A 22,871-nucleotide genomic window follows, 5' to 3' on the forward strand; every position below is an offset into this window, starting at 1 on the left:
CAGGTGAAGACGCCATGTTCCACGAAGGGATTGCGACGACGATGTCGGAACGGCCGCCGCGGCGGGAGACGTCTCCGCGCGGCGTGATGGGGCTGGCCAGCCTCCCCGCGCCGCAGGACAGTGCTTCCGACAACACCCTGCTGCAGGGCGCCGAGGCGCCCGGCGTGCTGGTGGTGGACGACAACCCCGCCAACCTGGTCTCGCTGGAGGCCATCCTCGAGCCGCTCGGCGTGCGCCTGACGAAGGCGAGCTCGGGGGAGCAGGCGCTGCGCTTCCTGTTGCGCGAGGACTACGCGGTCATCCTGCTGGACGTGCGGATGACGGGGATGAACGGCTTCGAGACCGCGTCGCTCATCAAGCAGCGCGAGCGCACGCGCAACGTGCCCATCATCTTCCTCACCGCGTACGGCCGCGACGACACGGAGCTCGTCACCGGCTACTCCACCGGCGCGGTGGACTTCCTGCAGAAGCCCTTCCCGCCGGAGGTGCTGCGCTCCAAGGTGTCCGTCTTCGTGGAGCTGTTCCGCGCGCAGCACCAGGTGCGGGCGCAGGCGGAGCTCTTGCGTCAGAAGGAAGCGGAGTCGCGGGAGCTGGCGCACCGGGCCGCGGGGCACATCGACCGGCTGCGCGACTTCACCGCGCGGCTGTCGGAGGCGAGCACCGTGGCGGAGGTGTGCCGGGCCCTGTTCGAGCAGGGGCTGGTGGCCGCGGGCGCCAAGGCGGGCGCGGTCAATCTCTTGAGCGATGACGGCGAGGCGCTCGAAATCGTGGACGCGGTGGGCTACCCGGAGCAGGTGCTGTCGCGCTGGCGGCGCATCCCCCTGTCCCAGCGCGTGCCCCTGACGGAGGCGGTGCGCGAGCAGAAGCCCATCTGGCTGGGCTCGCTGGAGGAGTGGACCGAGCGCTACCCGCACCTCAACGCGCACGGCATCCACGAGTCCGCCATCGCGCTGCCGCTGCTGGTGAAGGGGCGGGCGCTGGGCGTCATCGGCCTGTCGTTCGCGCGGGCGCGGCTGTTCACGGAGATGGACCGGGCGTTCTTCTCCGCGCTGGCGCACGCGTGCGCGCAGGCGCTGGAGCAGGTGCGCCTCGTCACCGAGGAGCGCCGCGTGCACGAGGAGCTGCGGCGGCGCTCGGAGTTCGAGCAGCAGCTGGTGGGAATCGTCAGCCACGATTTGCGCAACCCCCTGGCCGCCATCTCCATGTCGGTGGGGCTGCTGGAGAAGAAGAACGAGCTGTCCGACAGCCAGAAGCGCACGGTGCAGCGCATCGGCCAGGCCTCCGAGCGCGCGGCGCGGATGATTCGCGACCTGCTCGACTTCACCAAGGCGCGGCTGGGCGGCGGCATCGCCCTGCACCGCCAGCCCACGGACCTGAAGGACGTGGTGACGCAGGTGCTGGACGAGGTGCAGGTGGCCCACCCCGGGCGGCATGTCGACGTGGAGGTGGCGTCGGACGTGCGCGGGGAGTGGGACCCGGACCGCATCGCCCAGGTGCTGACGAACCTGCTCTCCAACGCGCTGGCCTACAGCCCGCAGGGCGCGCCCGTGCGGCTGCGCACGTTCGCGGAAGGGGGCCACGCGCTCATCAGCGTCTACAACGGCGGGGACCCGATTCCGCACGAGCTGTTGTCGCGGCTGTTCGAGCCGATGACGCGCGGCTCGCTCAAGGAGGGCCAGTCCAGCCGCAGCATCGGCCTGGGGCTCTACATCGTCCGGGACATCGTCCGGGGGCATGGGGGCAGCGTGGACGTGGTGTCCTCCCAGTCCGACGGGACGACCTTCACGGTCCGCCTGCCCCGGCTGACCGGGTGAGTCGCGCCCTGGCCCCTGTGGGTGCGGCGCCTTCCTGCCCTGGGGGGCAGTGGCGGGTGTCGCCCTGGGTGCATTTTGCTTCGGGGCGCGGGTCGGTAGGGGGCCGCGGCGCCCCGGGTGGGTTCGGGGCCGCGGGGCGGAGTGTCTCTCGCCAGCGCAATGCTTACGGGTGAGCACTGCGGGAAGGGCTGTACCCGAGGACAAGTTCGCGACACCTCGGACATGGCACTCTCTGCCAACGCGCGGTGCGCGCCCCGGTCCCCGCACGTGGGCTCCAGGGGTGCTGCTCGCCGGGGGGAAGTCGATGGTGAGCCTGTCGTCGCTGCCGGGGCCTGCCCTGGCACGGTCGCTCCATGCCGCAAGTCCCGCACCGTGCATCCGCCTGGAGGCCGTGCGGGGGAGCTCGGGAGAGGTGCTCGACTTCGAGTGCGCGTCGCTCAACGCGGCCGCGGAGCACCTGGTGCGCGACTGGGGCGTGCCCTCGTGTGTCTCGCGCTGGGCCCAGCAGGGGCTGGGCGGCGTGGACCTGGAGGCGTGCGTGCGCACGGCGTCGTCCGGTGTGCCCCTGGCCGCGACGCTGCGGCTGACGCGCGACGGGCTCCACGGGCGCTTCCAGGTGGTGGGCGTGAGGGAGGCGGAAGGGCTGGTGCTGTGGCTGCTGGAGCCGGAGGGGGGGGACCCGGCGGTGGTGGAGGGCGCGCTGGAGCGCGAGCGCGAGGCGCGGCGTCGGGCGGAGGCGGCGCTGGAGGCCGCGCGCGACGCGCTGGCTCGCGAGGAGCTGCTGCGACAGGCCTTGTCCAAGGCGCGCATGGTGGCGTGGGAGTGGACCGAGGCGCGGCGCGCGGTGACCTGGTCCCAGGACGCGGCGGGCTTCTTCGGCCAGTCGCCGGGCGCGCTGGGCGGCTCGCTGCCGTCCTTCCTGTCCTGCGTCGTGGTGGAGGACCGGCCCCGGGTGGCGCGGGGCATCGAGCAGGCGCTGGCGATGGACGGCGCGTACTCGCTCAAGTTCCGCTGCCGTCACCAGGACGGCTCCACGCACTGGTACGAGGCGGTGGGCCAGAGCTTCCACGAGGAGGAGCGGCCCCACCGCATGGTGGGCGTGGTGGCGGACTGCACCGAGCGCGAGGCGGCGGAGGCGGTGCTGCGCGAGGCGGAGGAGCGCTACCGGCTGGCGGCGCGCGCCACCCATGACGTGTTGTGGGATTGTGATTTGGAGACGGGCCGGGTGCGCTGGGACGGAGGCCAGGAGGAGCTGTTCGGCTACGGCCCGGAGGCGGCGGACCACGACTTCGCGTGGTGGACCCAGCGGCTGCACCCCGACGAGCGGGAGTCGGTGTCCCGGGGCCTGCACGACTTCATCGCGTCCGACGAGGACGCGTGGCAGGCGGAGTACCGCTTCCGCAAGGACGACGGCGGCTGGGTCCACGTCCTGGACCGGGGCGTGCTGTCGCGCGACGCGGCCGGGCGGCCGGTGCGGATGATTGGCTCCATGATGGACATCACCGAGCGCAAGCGCACGCTGGAGCGGCTGGCGGAGGAGGCGGAGTTCCGCGAGCGCTTCATCGGTATCCTCGGCCACGACTTGCGCAACCCCCTCAACGCGATAACGCTGTCCGCGCGCGCCCTGCGCCGGCGCGCGCCCCTGAGCTCCACCCAACAGCAGATGGCCCAGCGCATCGAGGCGAGCGCCGAGCGCATGGGCACCATGATTTCGGACATCCTCGATTTGACGCGCGCGCGGCTGTCCGGCGGCATCCCCTTGCAGGTGGCGCCGGCCAACCTGTCCAACGTGTGTCGACAGGTGGTGGAGGAGCTGTCGGCGGTGCATCCGGACCGCTACATCGCCTTCGACGTGGACGGCCGCTCCGACGGGCTCTGGGACGCGGACCGGCTGGCGCAGGTGCTCAGCAACCTGGTGGGTAATGCCCTGGAGCACGGCGCCCAGGATGCCCCCGTGCTGCTGCGATGTCTGGATTTGGAGACCCGGCAGGTGGTGGAGGTCCACAACCCCGGGGCGCCCATCCCCGCGCCGCAGCTGGCGACGCTGTTCGACCCGTTCCGTCAGGCGGGCGCCGCGCGAGAGAAGGGCCGGCGCCGCGGCGGGCTGGGCCTGGGCCTCTTCATCGTCCGGGAAATCGTCCACGCGCATGGCGGCAGCGTGGACGTGCGCTCCTCCGAGCTGGACGGCACCACCTTCACCGTGACGCTCCCGCGCGACGCGCGACGCGCGAGCCGGTAGATGTTTCACGCACGGCTCGCGGTGTGTCACGGCCCGTGAATCACCGTCCACCGTGAGGCGATACACGGCGCAAGCGTCAGCCGTCTCACGCTGACGCTGTCTGGCGAAGGACTTCCTCCCAGGAATTGGACGTGAGGACACCTGTCACCTCCGGCGACAGGGACTACCCGTTGTCTCAGCCGCGGAGGTGCCGCGGTGACCCCCAACGCGGAGCCTGTCCCATGCGCTTGTCCTTCATCCGTTCCCAGTCTCGTGGTTTCTCGTCCCGTCTCGTCCGCGCGTGGGCCCTGCCCGCGCTCCTCGCCGGCGCCGTCGGCTGTGGCCCGGAGGGCGTGAGCCCGGTCGACCCGAGCGAGTCGGTGGATACCCACGAAGCCGGCCTGGTGTCGACGAACGGCTTGTCGACGAACGGGCTCTCCACCAACGGGCTGTCGACGAACGGCCTGTCCACCAATGGCTTGTCGACGAACGGGCTCTCCACCAACGGGCTGTCGACGAACGGGTTGTTCAATACATGGTTCAGCTCGAACCCGGCGGCGGGCGACCAGCTGATGCGCTACGTGGCCCGCTGCGCTCTGTCGTCCTCCCAGACCCTGACGTACACCCATAACGGAACGACGTACTCGTGGCCCGGCTCACTGGGGCTGGCGCCGACCTGGTCCACCACGAACCAGCCCGCGTCGGTGGCGGAGCAGCAGGTGGTGTCCGCGTGCCTGGCGGCGCACGCGAACAAGTTCGGTGTGCACGTGAACATCTCCGTGCAGGGGCGCGGCGCGACGAACGTGAGCATCCCCACCACGACGGAGGAGGTCCAGACGTACAGCCAGAAGGAGGCGTGCTTCTTTGGCAACCTGTTCAACGGCGGGGGCCTCTTCGCGGCGAACGACGCCAACTACCTGGCCTATGACCAGAGCACGGTGCGCACCTGCGGCCTGTCGTCGTGGAGCGGCGACGCGGCGTGCGCGCCCACCATCCAGCACGTGGGCTCCTGCCTGGACCACTGTCAGCTGGACGCGACGCGCACGCACTACTCGCGCTGCACGTACAACGGCGTCGAGTACAAGCCGCTCGTCACCCGCATCCGTCCCCAGGACATCTACCGCTGCGGCGACGGCGTCTGCCAGGTCTCCGAGAAGTGCGGCACGGGCGTGACGCCGGACAGCTGCAAGGCGGACTGCGGCACCTGCCAGTGAGCTTCCTGGCGACCCGCCCATGACTCGCGGCTCCCCGCGCCGCGCGGAAGCGTGAGGCCCAACCCCGGGTGTCCTCCCCCTTCCCGATGAAGCAGCACCCCGAGCGTCCGTCCCAGACGCGCGAGTCGAGCCTTCCCCCATTCAGCACGCCCAGGTCTTCGCGAGGGACTTCCCCCGAAGTCTCCGAAGCCCGGGTCCCCCTCCTCGGTGAGTCGACTGCCCCTGGTTCCTGACCAGGCGGGCGGACGTGTGCGCCGGGATGACGGGGGGGACCCGAGGGCACGTCTGGCGGGGGACTGGCGATATGTCCGGATTCCGGCGGCGTTAGCGACCCCGGGGCTCCCGCCCGACGGCGGGCATTCCCGCCGCGACAACATGCCACAGCCGGCGGGTGTCCCCTTGCTGGTACCCATGCCTCATCGCTGAGTCACCGTCCTGGAGGTCATCTCGATGAACGCCGTCTGGAAGCCCCTGTCGCGAGCCCTGCTGCCCGCCCTGCTGCTCGCCGCCCAGGGCTGCGGCGGAGACGGTGACGTCGAGTCCAAGGCGTACACCGTGCGCTTCAGCCCGCAGGTCCGGCAGGAGGCGCTGTCGTGCACCACCAGCTTCACGGACATCGGCACGTCGCGCGGCGTCATCGAGCTGCTGGACTTCCGCATGTACGTGCGCGACGTCACCCTCATCCGCGCCAACGGCGAGCGCCACGCGCTGAAGCTCGCGCAGGACGGCGAGTGGCAGCGTGACGCCATCGCGCTCCTGGACTTCGAGGACGGTACCGGCACCTGCCGCACGGGCAGCCCCGGGACGCACCGCGAGGTGACGGGCACGGCGCCCGAGCACGACGACTACACGGGCCTGGAGTTCAAGGTGGGCCTGCCCCCGGACAGAAACCACCTGGACGTGGAGGTGGAGCCCGCGCCCCTGGACGTGCGTGACATGTGGTGGAGCTGGCAGGGCGGCTACAAGTTCGTGAAGCTGGACATCCGCTCGCAGCAGAACGCGACGTACTACTTCCACCTGGGCGCGTCCGGCTGTCAGGGCTCCAACGCGGATGGCTACACGTGCGGCGCGGCCAACCAGGCCACCGTCGCGCTGGACGGCTTCGACCCGGAGACGAACCAGGTGGTGCTGGACGTCGCGGGCCTGCTGTCGGAGCTGGACGTGAATCGCACGCCGACGGGCTCGGACATGATGCCCGGCTGCATGTCCGGCCCCACGGACCCGGAGTGCCCGCCGCTGTTGTCGCAGTTCGGCCTGAACGCGGACGGCACCCCCAAGGCGCTGCCGAAGACGTTCTTCAAGGTGCGCTGAGAGAAGGAGCGGGCTGATGTCTTCGCGTGCGGGGAAGCTGAGCGTGGCCGTGGCCCTGCTGTCGGCCGCGGGCTGTGGGGGTGACGCGCCGGGACGTCCGGCGCCGCCGGCCTACGCGTGGAGCCTGCCCGCGGGCTTCCCCGAGCCCTTCGTGCCCGAGGACAACCCCATGTCCGTGGAGAAGGTGGAGCTGGGGCGCCACCTCTTCCACGACGCGCGGCTGTCGGGCAACGGCACCATGTCCTGCGCGAGCTGCCACGAGCAGGCCCGGGCCTTCTCCGACGGCAAGGCCACGCCCACGGGCTCCACGGGCGACCACGTCGCGCGCAACTCGCCGGGCCTGGCCAACGTGGCGTACCTGGGCACGTACACCTGGGCCAACCCGCTCCTGGAGACGCTGGAGTCGCAGGCGCTGGTGCCGCTGTTCAACGAGTTCCCCACCGAGCTGGGGCTGACGCCGAAGCTGGAGGAGGCGCTCGAGCGGCTGCGCGCTGACGCGAAGTACCCGGAGCTGTTCCGCGCGGCGTTCCCGGACGCACCGGAGCCGGTGAGCCAGGGCTCCATCGTGAAGGCGCTCGCGTCCTTCCAGCGCACGCTGCTGTCGGGGAACTCGCCGTATGACCGCTACCTGCAGGGCGACAACGCGGCGCTGTCGCGCTCGGCCCGGCGGGGCATGGAGCTGTTCTTCGGCGAGCGGGCGGAGTGCTACCACTGCCACAGCGGCCGGCACCTCTCGAACTCGTTCCGCGCCAAGGACACCAAGCCCCAGGTGGCGCAGTTCTTCAACACGGGCCTGTACGACTTGGACGGCAAGGGCGCGTACCCGCCCGACAACCCGGGCCTGTTCGAGTTCACCCACGACGCGCTGGACCACGGCCGCTTCCGCGTGCCGCAGCTGCGCAACGTGGAGCTGACGGCGCCGTACATGCACGACGGCAGCATCCCCACGCTGGAGGCCGTCATCGAGCACTACACGTCCGGTGGCCGCAACGTGACGGAGGGGCCGCTGGCGGGTGACGGGCGCAACAACCCGAACAAGGACCCGCTGGTGCGGCCCTTCGAGCTGACCGACGAGGAGAAGCAGGACCTCATCGCCTTCCTGAAGAGCCTCACGGACACCGACTTCACCACGGACCCGCGCTTCTCCAATCCGTGGAAGTAGGGGCCGTGTTCAGCGTGGCTCCGGAGGCAGGCCCCACAGGCCCACGGTGCCGTCGTCCTCGCCCCACGCGATGACGGTGCCGTCCGGGCTGAAGGCCGCGTTGGCGGCGTAGAAGTCGTTGTCCACCTCGTGGCGGAACACGCGCGTGCTCGTCCGCGCGTCGAGCACGCTGAAGCCGTACCGGGTGACGGTGAGCAGTCCGCCGTCGGGGCTGAAGGTCGCCTGGCTCGAGCCCGCCACCGGGCCCCGGAGCGTCCCGGCGAGGCCCCCGTCGCTCAGGCGGAAGCGCTGGATGCGCGGGCCGGTCGTCGTGGCGACCAGCTCCGTGCCCGCGGGGTGGAAGGCGACCGAGACGAACTGCTCGTCGGCCTCCACGTGCACGAGGATGGGATTGCCGCTCGCCACGTCCCAGACGACGACGTGGCCGCGCAGGCAGGCGGCGGCCAGCAGCCGCCCGTCCGGCGAGAACGCGAGCCTGGCGACCTCCTGCTGGGGCCCCTGGAGCTGACCGAGCGACGTCCAGGTCCGCGTGTCCCACAACAGCACGCTGCCGGTGAGGTCGTGCATCGCCAGCCGGGTGCCGTCGGGGCTCACCTCCAGCCCGCGCACCTCGTAGTCCGGTACGCGGCTCAGCCGCAGCGGCCGGCCGTCCTCCAGCGAGTACAGCCCGACCTGGAAGCGCGCGTCCGTCACCGCGAGGCCGCCGAGCGAGGGCAGCGCCTGCACCGCCATGCCTTGCGAGACGGTGACCTCGCCCAGCTGCCGCTCCTCCCGCCAGCGCCACCAGCGCAGCCGCTCGCCGCCCTTCTGCTCCAGCGCCACCAGCAGCTCTCCGTCGGAGGAGAAGGCGACCTGCTGGAACTCGACGGGGCCGGGCGCGGGCGTGCCCAGCCGGGAGCGCTGAATCCAGCGCGGGCCATTGTCGGAACGGAGGACCTGCGTCATTCGGCGGACTCCCGATACAAGAGACACGAAGGCCCCGGGCCACCCGTGGTGTGTCACGGATGGCCCGGGGATTCATCATCGCACTACGGCAGCAGGTCGAAGTGCGTCTGCTTCATCCAGACCTTCTCCAGCTCGTTGATGGCGTCGGGGTACTTGCTCAGCACCTCGTCGGGGCGCACGTTCATCGTCGCGGCGAACCAGTTGCGGACCTGGAGCATGGCGCCCGCCGAGTCCGTCCACTCGGGCGGACTGAAGACGTCCTCGTCGATGGGATACCCGTCGTCGTCGAACTTCTTGGCGCCCGTCACCTTGGCCACGATGGCATCCCGGTTGATGTTGCCCGCGGGGTCGGCGATCTCCCGTCGGAAATAGGCGGGCCGGGAGGGGGTGGCCGCTTGGATGCGGACGACGGAGCCATCCACGTGGACCCAGTTTCCGGACCCCGTCGGAGCCAGCTCCGTGAAGTTCAATTGCTGCAGCCGCGTCTTGAGCTCCGCCACCGTCTTGCCGGGCATGGTGCCCAGCGCCTTGACCGCCTGGCCATGCGTCAGGGCGTACTGGCGCTTGAGCGCGGGGAGGCTGAGCATGCTCATCTCCTCCAGCTCCCGCAGACCCTTCTTCTTGAGGAGCTGGGCGAGCTTGCTGACGTGCTCCTCGCCCACGTTGACCATGATGCGTTTGACTTCCTTGCCGGTCAGCCCGCCCACGTGGGGGATGGCCTGGGGTCCCAGCGCCTGCACCATGTGCATGCGGGTGAAGTTGTCGGGGAGGTCGTTCCAGGCCCGGATGAGCGTCTCGCACTCGTTGGCGATGGCCTTGCCCAGGGGCGCCACGGCGTCGGCCACGCCGCGCCAGAACTTGCCGCTGCCGACGATGAGGCCCAGGCCGGAGAACATGCGCTCCCCCACCTCGAGCCGCCTGCCGCCGGGGATGCAGTGCTCCCAGCCGGTGACCACCTCGCACAGGTCGATGAAGTCGCCGACCGGCGTCAGCGCCAGGCCGAAGAACGCCACCTCCTTGATGATGACCTGGGCCTCCTCGCCGATGCCGAACAGCCGCGTGATGATGTTCGGGTCCTCGGCCATCGCGCCGTTCTCCACCGCCTGCCAGCCGCCGCGCAGACCGTCGAGCGTCTCCAGGATGGCGTCCTGCTGCGCGGTGGGCGAAGCGCCCTGCCAGAGGTTGAGGTTGGCCTGCAGCCCGTCCGCCTGGTTGCGGGTGTCCGCGCGTCCGCGCAGGTACTCGATGAGCGCCTTCGTGGACGGGCGCACCGGCGTGTCGAGGAACCAGCCCTCCTCGTCCATGTGCTGCCGCACCGTGTTCAGCACCAGGGTGCGGGCGTTGATGAACGCGCCCACCTCCTCCTGGGACACCGCCGAGCCGCGGCCCTGGATGGCCTTCTCGAAGATGTCCTGGTTCTGGCGCCAGGAGCGGGTGATGCTCATGAAGCCCGAGCGGTTGACCACCGCGCCGTTCTGCCGCGTCGTCTCCAGCTGCTGGAGCACCTGCTGCGCGTAGGCGAGGTACGGGTCGTTGTCCGGGTCGAAGTCGTCGGGCACGTTGAGGTCCGGCAGCTCCACGTCCGGGATGTCCTCGGCGTCCTTGCCCGGCTGGTAGGTGCCGGAGTCGCCCAGGTCCGGGCCGCTCGGCGGCGGCGTGCCCGCGAGCCAGTCATCCAGCCCGCCCAGCTGCCCGCGGAACTCGTCCATGATGCGCGTCAGCTCCGTGCGCAGCGCCTCCAGGTCCTTCTTCAAGTCGCGCAGCAGCTGCTGGAGCGCGCCGCGCACGCGCGGGTCGATGTCGCCGTAGCGCGAGAGGATGTCGTTGAGGTCCGCCTCGGTGATGGAGTCGAGCGGGCGCTTGGACAGCTCGTCGATCTCCGCCTTCAGCTCGGCGAGCCGGTCCAGCTCCGCCTGCGCGGCGGCGAGGTCGCCGCCGAGGCTGAGCAGCTGCGCCTTGCGGTCGTGCAGCGTCTGCTCCAGCCGCTCCAGGTTCGCCGACAGCCCGGGGTTGATCTCCTTCAGGTCGAGCATCACCGAGGACTCGCCCTCGAAGTGGGTGCCCCGGCGCTTGACCATGAAGAGGGGGCGGGCCGACAGGCCGCCCGTCTCCAGCGTGACGAAGTCATCCGCGATGACACACGTCTGCGTGGAGCCGGTGACGGCGGCGCCGAAGTAGAAGTGGTTCGCGCCCCAGCGCAGCAGCGTGGCGTTGAAGCCCGCCGTGAAGATGTTGGAGTCGTCGCCGTTGCCGTAGAGCACGTAGCGGTTCGGCGCGGTGTACGTGGGCAGGGGGACGGCGTTGACGGAGAAGTTCGCCTGGCCCTCCTGCGCCAGCCCGGTCGTGACCTGACAGCTCCCCTGGCTGCGGAAGGACGTGGACTTCCAGGCGATGGCGTAGTTGCGGTAGGTGGCGTCCGCGTCGTCGGGCGCCAGGGCCGTGCCCGCGAGCAGCAGGGCCAGGGCCCGTGACAGGAATGGTCTCATGGGTGGGGTCCTCACAGGTCCGAGGCGCGCAGCGCGACGTCGTGCGAGAGCACGGCCTGGCGCAGGTTGCCGTTGTTGAGGTGGGTCTCCACGTCCACCAGGAGCGCCTCGGTGACACCGGCGCGGCGCATCTGGGTGACGTTGAGCCGCACCATGTTGGGCAGCGTCGTGTTGAGGTAGTTGCGCGCGCTGGTGAACTGGCGCCGGAGCGCGATGCAGCCCGACTCCATCCAGCCCGTGGCGTTGGGGCCCACGTGCAGGCACAGGGGCTCCAGCTGGAGGATGCTCTCGAAGTCCACGTGCTTGGTGGCCAGGAAGAACAGGTTGAGCGTCTGGCTGCGGGGCGGCAGCTGCCACAGCGCGGTGGTGCGCGCGTTGGCGCTGGCGAGGAACTCCTGGGAGGCCTTCAGCGTGGCCGCGTTGGCCATCGTCTGGCGCGTGGCCAGGTCCGCCTGGGCCGCCACGAGCGCCGTCTGACGCGCCGTCAGGCCCTGCAAGAGCTTCTTCACCACCTCCGCGACGCGGGCGTAGCGCGCGTCCGAGTAGCCGGCGATGTTGTTGAGGATGACGCCGGAGCGCTCCGTGAGGTTCACCTGGGGGATGGCGTGCCGGGTGATGAAGTCCGCGTAGTGCGCGAGCCTCGCCTGGTGCAGCGTCTGGAGCTGCGACAGCGCGTTGCCCAGCCGGCGCGACTCCATCCAGAGCTCCTGGGGCCGCTGGCTCTCGGTGCGGGCGAGCGTCACCAGCTCCAACTGCAGGGGGCCCATCTGGGCGATGGTCGAGGTGGAGGCGCGCTGGGCGATGTCCTCGAGCTGCGCGAAGACGGCGGCCTCCGTGCCGCGGTAGGTGACGAAGTCCTCGTAGACGTCGGTGATGGCGGGCGCCAGGGCCTGCACGGCGGAGTGATAGGCGTTGAAGGTGGCCTCGTAGGCGGAGAGCAGCTCGCGCTGCTCGGCCAGGTCCGCCTTGGCGGTGCCCTGCTCGGCGGCCGCGCGCGCCTTGAGCTTCTCACCCAGCTGTCCCCGGCGCTCGGTGATGCGCGTGCGCCGCCGCTTGAGCTCCTCCTCGGACGGGCCGGTCATCTCCGAGGCGAGGTCCGCCATCTTCGACAGGCTCTCCTCGTAGATGGTCATGGAGGCGCCCATCGACAGCCGGAAGTAGGACTGCACGCTCTCCACGTCGGCAATCCACTGGAGCGGCGCGGCGGGGTTGCCCTTCGGGACGAAGACGTAGGGCGACTTGCCGAGGCACTGCTGCCGCAGCTCGGCGTTCTGCTCCTGGTTGCACATGGCCTCCTGCAGGGGGCGGAAGTCGGAGAGGAGGGTGTCGATGCTGGTGCCCAGGGGCTTGCACAGCTTGCGGTCCCTGCCCCAGAAGAACATCTGGACGCAGACGTCGCTGGTCGACAGGGATTGCTCCTGGGCGGTGGGCGTGGAGGGGGCCTGGGACTCGACGGCGGGCGGCGTGCTCGCGTCGGTGCCGCAGCCGGCGGCCCCCAGGCAAAGCAGCAGCGAACCGAGGACGCGAGTCCTCGCGGGTCTTCTCGACATGGTGTGACTCCGAGGTTCGGAAAGAAGGGGAGACGGACTAGAGGCAGGCGCCGCCGTTGGCGAAGTCCGGGTAGCACTGGGCGCCGAACATGCGGACCTTCCACAGCAGGTAGCGCATCTCGTGGTCCGCGCGGGCCTTGCCGCTCACCACGAAGCGCACCTCCTGGTTCGGGTACACGACGGCCTGGAGCTCATGCATCTGGCGCAGGTTGGTGATGGCGATGTGGCTGGTCGCCTTGTTCACCCAGGCGCCGTTCTCCTGGACCTGCAGGGCGAGCGTGATTTCGCTGGTGGCGGCACCGGGCAGCGGCCACTGGTTGGGGACGAGCAGCTCCACCGAGCCTCGCACCAGGCCCGGGAGGTCCTGCGGGTGGCTGTAGTAGCCCATCGTCTGCGCCATGGGCACGAAGCCGTCCGTGGCGGGCAGCTGCGTCATCAGCCGGCTGTAATAGAAGACCTCCTCCTGGTACCAGCTGTCCCGGCTCGCGTGGAACACGCTGTTGCCGCCGAGCCAGTCCATGGTGGCCTTGCCCGCGCCGTTACACGGCCAGATGTGTCCACCTCCCTCGACGTAGACGTAGCACCAGCCCGCGGGCAGCATCGACGGCCTGAACAGCGGCAGGTCGATTTCATAGCCATGCACGATGATGGGCGGGGGCGGGTCCTCCTCGCCGCCTCCGCCGCCGCCGCCCGGACACGTCTCGCAGCGCGCCTGCTGCTCGGTGGTGTCGAGCGACGCGCCCGTGTCGTCGGAGACGTCGGTGGAGGAGGGGGCGCCGCACGCGGTGGCGCCGAGGAACAGCAGGGTGCACAGGCTCTGGATGAAGGTCTTCATGAGGGTGTTGTCCTGGGAAAAGAGGGGTCAGGGGTTGAGCCAGGGGGCCAGCTGCGCGGTGGCCAGGTCGACCTGGGCCTGGGCGGCGGCGGCCTCCTGGGCGGCGACCAGGTACTGCGCCTGGTACTGCTCCTTGGCGCCGGCCGCGGAGAGCTGGGAGAGCTTCTGGATGACGGGCAGCGCCGCGGGGCCGATGAGCTCCTCGAGCGTCTTGGGCGAGCCGTCCGGGTGGTGGTACTTCGTGGGGTCGCCCAGCGAGCCGAGCACGAAGTAGAAGTTGGTGAGGGTGATGCTCTCCTCGGGGGTGAGCACGCCGCCGCAGCCCATGGCCGCCTGGAAGATGACGGGGCCGGCCTCCAGCGCCTGGGCGTGCAGCGCGTGCGCCGTCTCGTTGTTGAGGTCCACGAGGAAGCTGTTGGACAGCGTCTTCATGTAGTCGAAGGCGGCGCTGTACTCGACCAGGCTGGCCAGGTGCTCGCGCTGCGCCACCTTGGTGGCGAGCGTGCTTTGCAGGCCCTGGAGGATGGACTGCGCCTGGGCGGCGGAGTCCACGTCCACCTCGTTCCAGGTGATGTTGAGCGACACGCGGCACGTCTCGTTGAACGCGGCCGCGTTCGTCCACGGCGAGGAGTCCTTCAGCTCCAGCGAGGCGATGAGCTCGCGGTCCAGGTCCCTCAGGACGAGCTCCGGGGTGCCCAGGAAGGTGTAGCGGGTGCCGGCGTTGCCCGGCGGCGTGAGCGTCACCTCCAGCGGGTACTGGGTGGAGCAGTTGCCGGTGAGCACGCGCCGCACGGTGGTGCGCAGCGGCACGGCGCTGGTGAACGGCGTGGCGTTCAGCGTCTGCGTGGGAATGGCGCAGCGGGTGAGCCGGCCGCCGCTGAGCGTGCAGCGCGACGGTGAGATGAGGTCCACGACGGACGTCTCCGCGAGCGCGGGCGCGCTCCAGACGAACGTGGACAGGACTCCAACGGAGAGTGCGGTGGTGAGTTTCATGGCTGTCTTTGCGCGCGCTCCCGCTGACCGGGCGGGTCAGGGAAAAGCCGCGTGGAATGGCCCCCGCCGCTATACGCGCCGATGCGCCCGGGTTGGTCGTGGAGGGGGTCACCGGGAAAGTTCCGGGCGGTGGACAGTCGGGGTGGTGGGTGGCGCACACCGGGCCGTGTCCGCGGGGTGGTGTGAGCGTCCGTCAGCGTCGCTTGGGCGTGGGGCCGGATGGGCTTGCCGGGGCGGGCTTCCTATCTGGGGGAGCAACGCGAAGTCGGGAGTGGTGGCCATGCGCAGAAGTCTGTTGGCGGCGGTGATGGTGCTTCTCTCCGCGCTCGCCCTCACGTCGACCTTCGATGTGTCGGCGGGGAGCGGGGAGGAGGAGCGGGGGGCGTCCCGGGAACAGGTGGCCGCCGCCGTCGCCGAGCCGAGCGCGAAGAGCGAACTGGGGAGCGTGGTCGTCACGTGCCCGGTGGGGGTGAGCCAGGCGTCGTACCTGCCGGGGCTGTCGGAGGGGGCGAAGGACGTGACGGTGGCGGGGGCCACCACGTTGAGCAACTGCGTGACGATTCCGGCGTCCGGGGTGAAGTCCGCGAGCCTGCCGCTCGAGTCGAGCCTGCTGGCGGGCTACTCGTGCGCGGACCTGCTGACGCCCCGGACGGTGCGGCAGGTGGTGCGGTGGAACACGGGGGAGACGTCCACGTTGGTGTTCAGCCAATCGCGGGAGCTGGCGCAGGGGCCGCTGACGGTCTTCACGCTGACGGGCACGGTGGAGTCGGGGGCCTTCCTGGAGTCGATGGCCATCCTGACGGTGACGTACCTGAACGCGGACATCGAGAAGGGCTGTGACTCACCGGGCGGGCTCATCTGGTTGAGCGGACCGGCGACGCTCGAGCTCATCCGCACCGTGACTTGAATCAGGGGGGATGCACATGCGTGGGACGTCGGCGTGCGCGGTGTTGCTGCTCGGGGTGCTGGCCTGTGGAGGGGAGGGGCGTCAGGCGGCGGGGCCGCTGATGGAGGGCACCGGAGGGAGCGGGATGACGCTCGAGCGTCCGTTGGAGAAGGTGCTCATCACCTGTCCGCTCGGGCTGGGCGAGGCGAAGTACGGCACGGGGCTCAAGGGGGAGCCGGGGGACAGCGAGGTGTCGTTCCTGGCGAGCGTGAGCGGGTGCGTGACGGTGCTGGGCTCGGCGGTGACGTCGGCGACGCTGGGCTCGGAGACGCCCAGCCTGGTGCGAGGGCTGTCGTGCGCGGACCTGTCGCGCGCGGGGGCGGGCCGGCAGGTGGTGACGTGGAACACGGCGGAGACGTCCACGGTGTTGATGGGGCAGTCCCACGTGTCCGTGCAGGAGGCGACGACGCTGGTGACGCAGACGGGGAAGGTGCTGTCGGGCAAGTTCCAGGGCGCCACCGCGGTGCGGACCACCACGTACCTGACGGCCGACGTGGAGAAGGGGTGCCGCTCCTCCGAGGGCTTGAAGTACCTGAAGGGGCCGGTGACGTTCAGCGTGACGTATCCGTGAGCGCGGGCTGATGCGCTCCTGGCCACGTCGGGCTTGAGCTGCGCCTTCCTGGCGCGCGGCCAGGGACCGGGCCCGCGTCGCGTGTGAGGCGCGTCAGCGTGCGGGCGGGTACTTCTGCGGCTTGTGCTGGAGGGCCGAGCTCGCGTCGCGTGTGAGGCGCGTCAGCGTGCGGGCGGGTACTTCTGGAGCTTGCGCTGGAGCGAGCGGCGGTGGATGCCGAGCTTGCGCGAGGCCTCGGAGATGTTGCCCGCGCAGTCCGCGAGCACGCGGTGGATGTGCTCCCACTCCGCTCGCGCGAGTGACGGTGCCTCGAAGGTTTCGGGCGCGGCGAGCGAGGGCTCACCGCTGGCCCGCGCGAAGGCCGCGAGGATGTCGTCCACATCCGCGGGCTTGGGCAGGTAGTTCACCGCGCCCAGGCGGATGGCATCCACCGTGGTGGCGATGCTCCCATAGCCCGTGAGCACGATGGCCTTGGTGGACGCGTCCACGGCGAGCAGGTCCTTGACCACCTCCAGCCCGCTGCGTCCGGGCATGCGCAGGTCCACCACCGCGTACTCGGGGGACTCGCGCTTCGCCGCGGCCAGCGCCTCGTCGTAGTCGCCCGCCGTCGTCACCTCCCAGCCGCGCTCCCGAAACGCCCGCGCGAGCCGCTCGCGCAGCGTCGCGTCGTCGTCCACGAGCAGGAGGCTCGGGTGGTGGCCATCACCCACCGTGGTGCTCATGACGCCACCTCCGTGACGACGGGCGCACCGAGCGGAAGCGCCAGGCTCGCCACCGTGCCCTGTCCCGGCGTGGAGCGCAGCTCCAGCGACCCCCCGAGCTGCTCCGCCAGCGTGCGCGCCAGGAACAACCCCAGGCCCATGCCCTCGCCCGGCGCCTTCGTCGTGAAGAAAGGCTCACCCGCGCGCGCGAGCACGTCCGCGGGCATCCCTGCCCCCCCGTCGCGCACCTCCAGCCTCGCGCCGCCCTGGCCCTCCACCACCCGCAGCTCCACCACCTTGGACGCAGGCGACGCCTGCAGCGCGTTCTTCACCAGCCCGCGCACCACCCGCGCCAGCGCGCGCGGCGGCCCCTGCACCCACCGCCCGCTCAGCTCCGTCGGCAGCTCCACCTTCACCCGCTCCACCCCCGCCAGCTCCGCCAGCGAGTCCTCCACCAGCCTGCCCAGCGCCATCGGATGGAAGGCCTCGCCCGTCGTCTGCCCCGCGTCCGCGGACATCTGCACCAGCACGTCGCGGCAGCGGTCCACCTGCTGCCGGATGAGCCTCAAGTCCTCACGCACCGCCTCGGATGTCCCCGCCGACGCCAGCGCCCGCTCCACTTCCTTCGACACCACCGCGATGGTCGACAGCGGCGTCGACAGCTCGTGCGCCGCGCCCGCCGCCAGCGTCGCCAGCGAGGCCACCTTCTCCCGCCGCGCATGCTGCACGCGCGCCTGCGCCAGCTCCTCCTCGCGCTCCTCCAGCGCCCGCGTCACCCGCTGCACGAAGTACACGATGAAGCCCGCCGCCACCGCGAACGCCACCCACATGCCGTTCAGGTGCAGCCGCATCAGCGCCGCGTGGTCCGGACGCGACAGCCCCGGCACCAGCTCCACGTCCTGCAACACGAACAGCGAGCCGAACGCCGTCAACGTGAAGCCCAACAGGCCCCACATCCACCGCGCCGGCAGCAGCACCGTGCCCAGCGCCACGTTCACCAGGTACAGCGTCGTGAAGGGGTTGTGCGTCCCTCCACTGAGCGCCAGCAGGCCCGTGAGCACCAGCGTGTCCCACAGCATCAGCTTGCCGATGGTGGCCTCGCTCACCCGGGCCCGGCCGAGCCACGCGCGCACCGCCACGTTCGTCGCGGCCTCCAACCCCAACAGCCCCGCCAGCACCGCCACCGGCAGCGCCAGCTCCAGCCCGTACGCCGCCAGCGCGATGACCAGCGCCTGCCCCAGCAAGAGGCCCCAGCGCAGCCGCAAGAGCCACTCCAGGTTGATGCGGGCGCGAGAGGCGGGCTCGTTGGCGACAGGAGGCGTCATGGCACGACAGGAGGTTGCAGCGAGGCGGACCGGGCCACGTTGCCCAGCATGTCCACGTTGCGCGGCGACTCGCCGGGGCCCACGCCATCCAGCCACGAATCCCACGCCAGTGTGAAGACCCGCTCCGCCCTCGGCGAGGCCTCCGACAGCTCCACCCCATCCAACACCACGTCCACCGACGAGCGCCCGCGCGTCTCGAACTCGAAGTCGCGCGCCTCACCGTCCTCGAGCGTCCCGCGGACATGCAGGCTCAACCCCAGCATGTCCACCGGCCGCGCGCCCTGGAGCGCCGCGCCCAGGCCCTCCGCGTCCGAGTCCGCCGGCTCGAAGGTCAGCCGCGCCCGGCAGTAGCGCCCCGGCGGAGGATGCAGCACCCCGAGCGCCACCACCGCGCCGTCCGACTCACCCAGGGACACCACGTGCGGCGTGCCCAGCCGCAGCGCGTTCGTCGTCGAGTGCGCCCACGCCGTGCCCACCGGCGACAGCGCCCGCAGCCATTGACGCAGGCCCGTCTCCTCGCACCTGAACAGCTCCACGCTGCCCAGCGTGACGAGTGCCCTGGCGAGCGTGGCGCGAGCTCCCTCGTCCGTGACGAGCGTGCGAGCCCCCGCCGCCTCCGGGACGCTCCGCGCTCGGCCCGTGGTGAGCCCCAGGCTCAACTGCATCCCCTCGATGCGCTCCCCGCCGCCACAGCCGGTGAGACACACGAGCAGCACGAACGGCTTCACGACAGAGGCCATGGCGTCAGAGGTCGTACGCGACGGACAGCATCGCGATGGGAGTGGGCGCCACGCGACCGCGGAGCCGGTTGAAGAAGGGGACCCGCACACCCGCGGCCACCACCAGGTCCATCCGAGGACTGAAGAGGATGTCGGGAGACGCATATCCGATGACGCCCCCGCCGTTCTCCTCCTTCTCGCCGTCGATGTCCGCCGCCCCCTCGATGCGCCCGTCGAGCCCCAGCCGCAGGGCCCACCGCTCCGCCGGCTGGTACTGCGCCGCCATCGTCGTGCGCACCGACGCGCCCGCCCGGTAGCCCAGGATGCCGCGCGTGGGGAGGAACCCCGTGGCGCTCACCAGGAACGACCAGCTCCCCCGGAAGTGCTGGTACGCGAGCCCCGCCAGCGGGTCCACCGAGCCGCTGCCCAGCTGCGTGTCCAGGTCCATCAGCGTCCCGTCCTCCAGCCGCAGCTTCGGCGCGGTGGGCAGCTTCACGCCGACGAGTACGCTGAAGAGGTGGTCCGCGGAGAACGCACGGTCCTGGTACAGGAACGCCTTCGCCGTCAGCTCCACGTCGCCCACGCCCCAGCCCCGCTCGCGCGCCAGGCTGACCGAGCGCACCTCGCGCGCCTGCAGGGGCAGCGTCGCCGACAGGAACAGCCACGGCAGGGGGGCGTACGCCACCGCCACGTCCATGCGCGCCTCGCGCAGCCGCAGCGCGTCCACGTGGTCCTGTCCCACCGTGTGCCCCCAGCCCCGCAGGGTGGAGGAGAAGCGCAGCCGGCCCGAGAACGGCTGCTCGGTGCCCATGGACATGAGCGTGGGGTCGCCACACGCACAGGTGGCACACGCCCAGGCGGACGACACGGGCGCGAGGGCCAGCACCGCGCCCAGCAGGGAGGACAGGAGGGAGAGTGGGGCTTTCACGACGAGGAGCACCCTACGCCCCCGGCCCGCCCCCCGCGTGTGGCGTGTTGTCGCAGCTGTCCGGGACACAAGGCGGCGGCCCCCAGGGCACGAAGGAGGGCAGGCAGGAGGCCGGGCGCCGGCTGCCCCGCGGGAAGTCATGGGCAGGTTGAGAATGACTTCCACGCCCCGGCGTTGGTGGGACACAGGAGGCCATCCAATGGGAGTGCTCGTGCCGCTTGCTCGATTGCTGTTCTCAGCCATCTTCATCACCAGCGGCTTGAACCACTTCATCCAGCTCGACGCGCTGACGACCGTGGCCCAGAACGCGGGCGTGCCCGAGCCCCGCTGGGCGGTGCTGGTGTCCGGCGCGGCGCTGGTGCTCGGGGGGCTGTCGGTGCTGCTCGGTGTGCTCGCGCGCCTGGGGGCCGCGGCCATCGCCATCTTCCTGGTGACGGCCGCCTTCATGGTCCACCGCTTCTGGCTCGTCGCGGACCCGGTGCAGGCGCAGGATCAGCTCATCCACTTCATGAAGAACCTCTCCATGGCGGGAGGCGCGCTCTTCATCGTCTACTTCGGCTCGGGCCCCTTCAGCCTCCGGCGCGGAGGACGGCAGGAGAGCGGCCTGGGCGGTGGACGGCTGGGCTCACCCTTGAGGCACTGAGCGCGCGAAGGCTCTCGGGCCCGCGCGCGCTCAAGAGACCCGCTCAGCTGGCCACGGCCACGTGCGCCTGGGCGCGCAGGGTGAAGAACGCGACCTCCGGCTCGCTGCCCCGGCGCAGGTACGGCCCGCCGAAGCCGAAGCCCAGGCCCCGGTTCACGTACAGCTGGTTGCCATTCACGTGGTAGTGGCCGCGGATGTAGGGCTGCCCCGCGCGGCGGAAGATGGCCTCCGTCAGCCCCTGCACGATGAACTGGCCGCCGTGCGTGTGTCCGGAGAACTGCACCAGGCCCGCGTGCGCCGGCAGCTTGTCCACCGTGGGCGGCGTGTGGGCCAGCACCAGCCGCGTGCCGGACTCCGGCGCGCCCCGGAACGTGGCCTCCACGTCGTCGCGGCCCGTGCGCCCGTCGTCCACGCCCAGCACCGTCACCGGGGCGCCCTTCACGTGCACCACGCGGTGCTCGTTCTGCAGGACGGTGTAGCCCAGCCGCTCGAAGCTCTCGCGCAGGTAGGGCGCGTTCACCTGGTGGTCATGGTTGCCCAGCACCACGAAGACCTGGCCCCTGAGGCCGCTGAGCACGTCGCGCACGCGGGGCAGGGGCTTGGGGCTGTGGGTGACGTAGTCGCCGGTGAGGAAGACCAGGTCCGGGGCCTCCGCGTTGACGGCCTCCACCGCGCGGCGGATGCGCACGTCGCTGGTGGCCTGCCCCACGTGCACGTCGGACAGCTGCGCCACGCGCAGGCCGTCATGGTGGCCCGTCAGGTGCGGCAGGTGGAGCAGGTTCTCCGTGAGGGAGAAGTGGTCCCTCCAGCGCAGGCGTCGCTCGGGACGCAGTGGGTCCGCGCCGCTCCAGGCCACCACCTCGTTGCGTCCTCCGGCGACGGGCTCCAGGGGGGACTCACTGGACGGGGAGGCGGGGCGACGGCGGGCCAGACGTCTCAAGCGCATGCGGTGCGGTTCCTTTCCGGGCCGGGGAGGGACGGCGATTCTACGAAGCCAGGGGAGGTGGGTTGAAGCAGGTGTCCCGCGCACGCCTGCCCTCCTGTCGGCCGGCTCACGGGGTGAGGGAAAAACCCCAAGGATTCGAGGAAGATTCCGGACGAGCGTGGGAGCTTTCTTCCACCATTGGACACACGGCCAGGGGGCGAGCGGTGACGGCGTCCAGCGACGTTGGTACACAGCCGAGGACGATGAGCCCCCGGCTTGGAGTGGCCCCTGATCTCGGCCCGGATGTGACGATGCCAGCCGGTGAGAGACCGCGGAATGCATCGCTCGGTCCGGGCGCCGTCTGCCTCGCGGACCTGATGTCCACCATGCCCGTGGGCATGGCGGTGGTGGACCGGGAGCTGCGCTTCGTGGAGGTCAGCGAGACGCTCGCGGCCCTCAACGGCCGGCCGCGCGAGGCCCACCTCGGGCGCCACATGGACGAGGTGATGAACCCCCACTCCTCGCTCGGCGACACCTCGCGCCGCGTGCGCCGCGTGCTGGAGACGGGCGAGCCGCTGGACGGCGTCGAAATCATCCACCGCGAGCCGGGCGGCGGCGTGGAGCGCACGCGCGTCTTCCGCGCCAGCTACCACCCGGTGCGCCGCGACGGCGTGGTCATCGCCGCGTGCCTCTACGTGGAGGACCTCACCGAGCGCCGCCGCGTGGAGGCCCAGCGTGACGCGGGCGCGGCCCGGGAGCGCGCCGTGCGCGAGCAGGCCCTGCGCGAGACGCAGGAGGCGGTGCGCGCCCGCGACGAGTTCCTCAGCGTGGCCGCCCACGAGCTCAGGACGCCCCTGACCAGCATGCGGTTGCACCTGCAGCTCCTGCTGCGTCAGGTGGCGGGCGCGCAGCCCGCGCTGGGCCAGGAGCTGGCGCCCCGGGGCCAGGTGCTGGAGCGGCAGCTGTCGCGGCTGGGCAGCCTGGTGAACACGCTGCTGGACGTGTCGCGCGTGGCGGCGGGCAAGCTGAGCCTGGAGCCGCGCGAGCTGGACCTGGTGCAGGTGGTGCGGCAGATGGTGGACGCCTTCTCGGAGGAGTTCGCCCGCGCCGGCTGCGAACTGTCCGTGCACGTCTCCGGCACGCTGCCCGGGCAGTGGGATCCGCTGCGCGTGGAGCAGGTGCTGGTGAACCTGCTCTCCAACGCGGCCAAGTACGGCGCGGGCCGCCCGGTGGAGGTGTCGCTGGTGGGCGAGGGCACCATGGCGGTGCTGGCCGTGAAGGACCACGGCATCGGCATCTCCGAGGACGGCATGGCGCGGCTGTTCGGCAAGTTCGAGCGCGCCGTCTCCGAGCGCCACTACGGCGGCCTGGGCCTGGGGCTCTACATCACCCGTCAAATCGTGGAGGCCATGGGCGGCAGCATCACCGTGCGCTCCGCGCAGGGCCAGGGCTCCACCTTCATCCTGCGGCTGCCCACCCAGCCCCGCGCGGCCACCGCGCAGGGCGCCTCGGCGAGCCGGGCCCGCTGACTTGCGCGAAAGCGCCAGCGGGCGCCCCCGGAGTGTCCGGAAGGCGCCCGCCGTCA

19 protein-coding genes are annotated in these 22,871 nt (G+C 71.1%); 9 read left to right on the top strand and 10 right to left on the bottom strand.

Annotation, left to right across the window (positions count from 1 at the left end; all coding sequences use genetic code 11):
• Nucleotides 1-14: 14 nt before the first annotated feature.
• The 5 genes from K8625_RS23145 (at nucleotide 15) to K8625_RS23165 (ending at nucleotide 7,719) form a co-directional block, all read left to right on the top strand.
• Nucleotides 15-1,814: a response regulator gene (locus K8625_RS23145; RefSeq protein WP_223751932.1), complete on the top strand. Its 1,800-nt coding sequence runs from the start codon at nucleotides 15-17 to the stop codon at nucleotides 1,812-1,814.
• Nucleotides 1,815-2,205: 391 nt separating this feature from the next.
• Complete coding sequence (locus K8625_RS23150; protein WP_223751931.1) at nucleotides 2,206-4,053, top strand: PAS domain-containing sensor histidine kinase; 1,848 nt, start codon at nucleotides 2,206-2,208, stop codon at nucleotides 4,051-4,053.
• 221 nt (nucleotides 4,054-4,274) lie between these two features.
• A complete protein-coding gene (locus tag K8625_RS23155; RefSeq protein ID WP_223751930.1) occupies nucleotides 4,275-5,246 on the top strand; it encodes a hypothetical protein in 972 nt (323 codons plus the stop codon).
• Between the two features lie 450 nt (nucleotides 5,247-5,696).
• Nucleotides 5,697-6,557: an MbnP family copper-binding protein gene (locus K8625_RS23160; RefSeq protein WP_223783923.1), complete on the top strand. Its 861-nt coding sequence runs from the start codon at nucleotides 5,697-5,699 to the stop codon at nucleotides 6,555-6,557.
• 16 nt (nucleotides 6,558-6,573) lie between these two features.
• A complete protein-coding gene (locus K8625_RS23165; RefSeq protein ID WP_223751928.1) occupies nucleotides 6,574-7,719 on the top strand; it encodes a methanobactin export MATE transporter MbnM in 1,146 nt (381 codons plus the stop codon).
• A gap of 9 nt (nucleotides 7,720-7,728) precedes the next feature.
• Here the strand turns inward: K8625_RS23165 and K8625_RS23170 are convergent, their stop codons facing one another.
• The 5 genes from K8625_RS23170 to K8625_RS23190 form a co-directional block, all read right to left on the bottom strand.
• Complete coding sequence (locus K8625_RS23170) at nucleotides 7,729-8,664, bottom strand: WD40 repeat domain-containing protein (RefSeq protein ID WP_223783924.1); 936 nt, start codon at nucleotides 8,662-8,664, stop codon at nucleotides 7,729-7,731.
• Nucleotides 8,665-8,747: 83 nt separating this feature from the next.
• On the bottom strand, nucleotides 8,748-11,150 hold the full coding sequence (locus K8625_RS23175; RefSeq protein ID WP_223783925.1) for a hypothetical protein: 2,403 nt from the start codon (nucleotides 11,148-11,150) through the stop codon (nucleotides 8,748-8,750).
• Nucleotides 11,151-11,161: 11 nt separating this feature from the next.
• Nucleotides 11,162-12,700, bottom strand: a complete 1,539-nt coding sequence (locus K8625_RS23180) for a hypothetical protein (RefSeq protein ID WP_223783926.1) — start codon at nucleotides 12,698-12,700, stop codon at nucleotides 11,162-11,164.
• Between the two features lie 37 nt (nucleotides 12,701-12,737).
• Nucleotides 12,738-13,535: a hypothetical protein gene (locus K8625_RS23185; RefSeq protein WP_223783927.1), complete on the bottom strand. Its 798-nt coding sequence runs from the start codon at nucleotides 13,533-13,535 to the stop codon at nucleotides 12,738-12,740.
• A 27-nt stretch (nucleotides 13,536-13,562) separates the two neighbouring features.
• Entirely contained in the window at nucleotides 13,563-14,528 is a 966-nt protein-coding gene (locus K8625_RS23190) for a hypothetical protein (RefSeq protein WP_223783928.1), read from the bottom strand.
• A gap of 280 nt (nucleotides 14,529-14,808) precedes the next feature.
• On the opposite strand from K8625_RS23190, the gene K8625_RS23195 reads away from it, so the two are divergent.
• Nucleotides 14,809-15,435, top strand: coding sequence for a hypothetical protein (locus K8625_RS23195; protein WP_223751922.1), 627 nt, complete (start codon nucleotides 14,809-14,811; stop codon nucleotides 15,433-15,435).
• 16 nt (nucleotides 15,436-15,451) lie between these two features.
• Nucleotides 15,452-16,045 (top strand): hypothetical protein, encoded by a 594-nt coding sequence (locus tag K8625_RS23200; protein WP_223751921.1) that lies wholly within the window; start codon nucleotides 15,452-15,454, stop codon nucleotides 16,043-16,045.
• Between the two features lie 161 nt (nucleotides 16,046-16,206).
• Here the strand turns inward: K8625_RS23200 and K8625_RS23205 are convergent, their stop codons facing one another.
• Genes K8625_RS23205 through K8625_RS23220 form a run of 4 tightly spaced genes read right to left on the bottom strand, consistent with a single transcriptional unit; the run spans nucleotide 16,207 to nucleotide 19,718 of the window.
• Complete coding sequence (locus K8625_RS23205; RefSeq protein ID WP_223751920.1) at nucleotides 16,207-16,767, bottom strand: response regulator transcription factor; 561 nt, start codon at nucleotides 16,765-16,767, stop codon at nucleotides 16,207-16,209.
• Complete coding sequence (locus tag K8625_RS23210; protein WP_223783929.1) at nucleotides 16,764-18,071, bottom strand: ATP-binding protein; 1,308 nt, start codon at nucleotides 18,069-18,071, stop codon at nucleotides 16,764-16,766. The genes K8625_RS23205 and K8625_RS23210 overlap by 4 nt, the downstream gene beginning before the upstream one ends.
• The gene (locus tag K8625_RS23215; protein WP_223751918.1) at nucleotides 18,068-18,811 is read right to left on the bottom strand and encodes a hypothetical protein; all 744 of its coding nucleotides are present in this window, start codon (nucleotides 18,809-18,811) and stop codon (nucleotides 18,068-18,070) included. Before K8625_RS23215 ends, K8625_RS23210 begins: the two co-directional genes overlap by 4 nt.
• A 4-nt stretch (nucleotides 18,812-18,815) precedes the next feature.
• Nucleotides 18,816-19,718 carry a transporter gene (locus tag K8625_RS23220; RefSeq protein ID WP_223783930.1) on the bottom strand — a complete coding sequence of 301 codons (903 nt, stop codon included), beginning with the start codon at nucleotides 19,716-19,718 and terminating at the stop codon, nucleotides 18,816-18,818.
• 199 nt (nucleotides 19,719-19,917) lie between these two features.
• Between K8625_RS23220 and K8625_RS23225 the strand changes: the two genes are divergently transcribed.
• Nucleotides 19,918-20,361, top strand: a complete 444-nt coding sequence (locus tag K8625_RS23225; protein ID WP_046716769.1) for a DoxX family protein — start codon at nucleotides 19,918-19,920, stop codon at nucleotides 20,359-20,361.
• 43 nt (nucleotides 20,362-20,404) lie between these two features.
• Here K8625_RS23225 and K8625_RS23230 read toward each other — a convergent pair whose 3' ends face one another.
• The gene (locus K8625_RS23230; protein ID WP_223783931.1) at nucleotides 20,405-21,307 is read right to left on the bottom strand and encodes a metallophosphoesterase; all 903 of its coding nucleotides are present in this window, start codon (nucleotides 21,305-21,307) and stop codon (nucleotides 20,405-20,407) included.
• Nucleotides 21,308-21,663: 356 nt separating this feature from the next.
• Here K8625_RS23230 and K8625_RS23235 point away from each other — a divergent pair, with 356 nt between their 5' ends.
• Nucleotides 21,664-22,815 carry a PAS domain-containing sensor histidine kinase gene (locus K8625_RS23235; RefSeq protein WP_223783932.1) on the top strand — a complete coding sequence of 384 codons (1,152 nt, stop codon included), beginning with the start codon at nucleotides 21,664-21,666 and terminating at the stop codon, nucleotides 22,813-22,815.
• Nucleotides 22,816-22,871 lie beyond the last annotated feature (56 nt).

Origin of the sequence: Myxococcus sp. AS-1-15 (assembly GCF_020037055.1) — a bacterium.
Taxonomy (GTDB): Bacteria; Myxococcota; Myxococcia; order Myxococcales; family Myxococcaceae; genus Myxococcus; species Myxococcus fulvus.

What these genes read in the sequence shown, in the direction of transcription:
- K8625_RS23195 (WP_223751922.1), top strand. Translation starts at nt 14,809, where the DNA reads ATGCGCAGAAGTCTGTTGGCGGCGGTGATGGTGCTTCTCTCCGCGCTC.
- K8625_RS23155 (WP_223751930.1), top strand. Translation starts at nt 4,275, where the DNA reads ATGCGCTTGTCCTTCATCCGTTCCCAGTCTCGTGGTTTCTCGTCCCGT.
- K8625_RS23210 (WP_223783929.1), bottom strand. Translation starts at nt 18,071, where the DNA reads ATGACGCCTCCTGTCGCCAACGAGCCCGCCTCTCGCGCCCGCATCAAC.
- K8625_RS23225 (WP_046716769.1), top strand. Translation starts at nt 19,918, where the DNA reads ATGGGAGTGCTCGTGCCGCTTGCTCGATTGCTGTTCTCAGCCATCTTC.
- K8625_RS23170 (WP_223783924.1), bottom strand. Translation starts at nt 8,664, where the DNA reads ATGACGCAGGTCCTCCGTTCCGACAATGGCCCGCGCTGGATTCAGCGC.
- K8625_RS23185 (WP_223783927.1), bottom strand. Translation starts at nt 13,535, where the DNA reads ATGAAGACCTTCATCCAGAGCCTGTGCACCCTGCTGTTCCTCGGCGCC.
- K8625_RS23235 (WP_223783932.1), top strand. Translation starts at nt 21,664, where the DNA reads ATGTCCACCATGCCCGTGGGCATGGCGGTGGTGGACCGGGAGCTGCGC.
- K8625_RS23165 (WP_223751928.1), top strand. Translation starts at nt 6,574, where the DNA reads ATGTCTTCGCGTGCGGGGAAGCTGAGCGTGGCCGTGGCCCTGCTGTCG.
- K8625_RS23190 (WP_223783928.1), bottom strand. Translation starts at nt 14,528, where the DNA reads ATGAAACTCACCACCGCACTCTCCGTTGGAGTCCTGTCCACGTTCGTC.
- K8625_RS23230 (WP_223783931.1), bottom strand. Translation starts at nt 21,307, where the DNA reads ATGCGCTTGAGACGTCTGGCCCGCCGTCGCCCCGCCTCCCCGTCCAGT.
- K8625_RS23180 (WP_223783926.1), bottom strand. Translation starts at nt 12,700, where the DNA reads ATGTCGAGAAGACCCGCGAGGACTCGCGTCCTCGGTTCGCTGCTGCTT.
- K8625_RS23215 (WP_223751918.1), bottom strand. Translation starts at nt 18,811, where the DNA reads ATGGCCTCTGTCGTGAAGCCGTTCGTGCTGCTCGTGTGTCTCACCGGC.
- K8625_RS23200 (WP_223751921.1), top strand. Translation starts at nt 15,452, where the DNA reads ATGCGTGGGACGTCGGCGTGCGCGGTGTTGCTGCTCGGGGTGCTGGCC.
- K8625_RS23160 (WP_223783923.1), top strand. Translation starts at nt 5,697, where the DNA reads ATGAACGCCGTCTGGAAGCCCCTGTCGCGAGCCCTGCTGCCCGCCCTG.
- K8625_RS23175 (WP_223783925.1), bottom strand. Translation starts at nt 11,150, where the DNA reads ATGAGACCATTCCTGTCACGGGCCCTGGCCCTGCTGCTCGCGGGCACG.
- K8625_RS23205 (WP_223751920.1), bottom strand. Translation starts at nt 16,767, where the DNA reads ATGAGCACCACGGTGGGTGATGGCCACCACCCGAGCCTCCTGCTCGTG.
- K8625_RS23145 (WP_223751932.1), top strand. Translation starts at nt 15, where the DNA reads ATGTTCCACGAAGGGATTGCGACGACGATGTCGGAACGGCCGCCGCGG.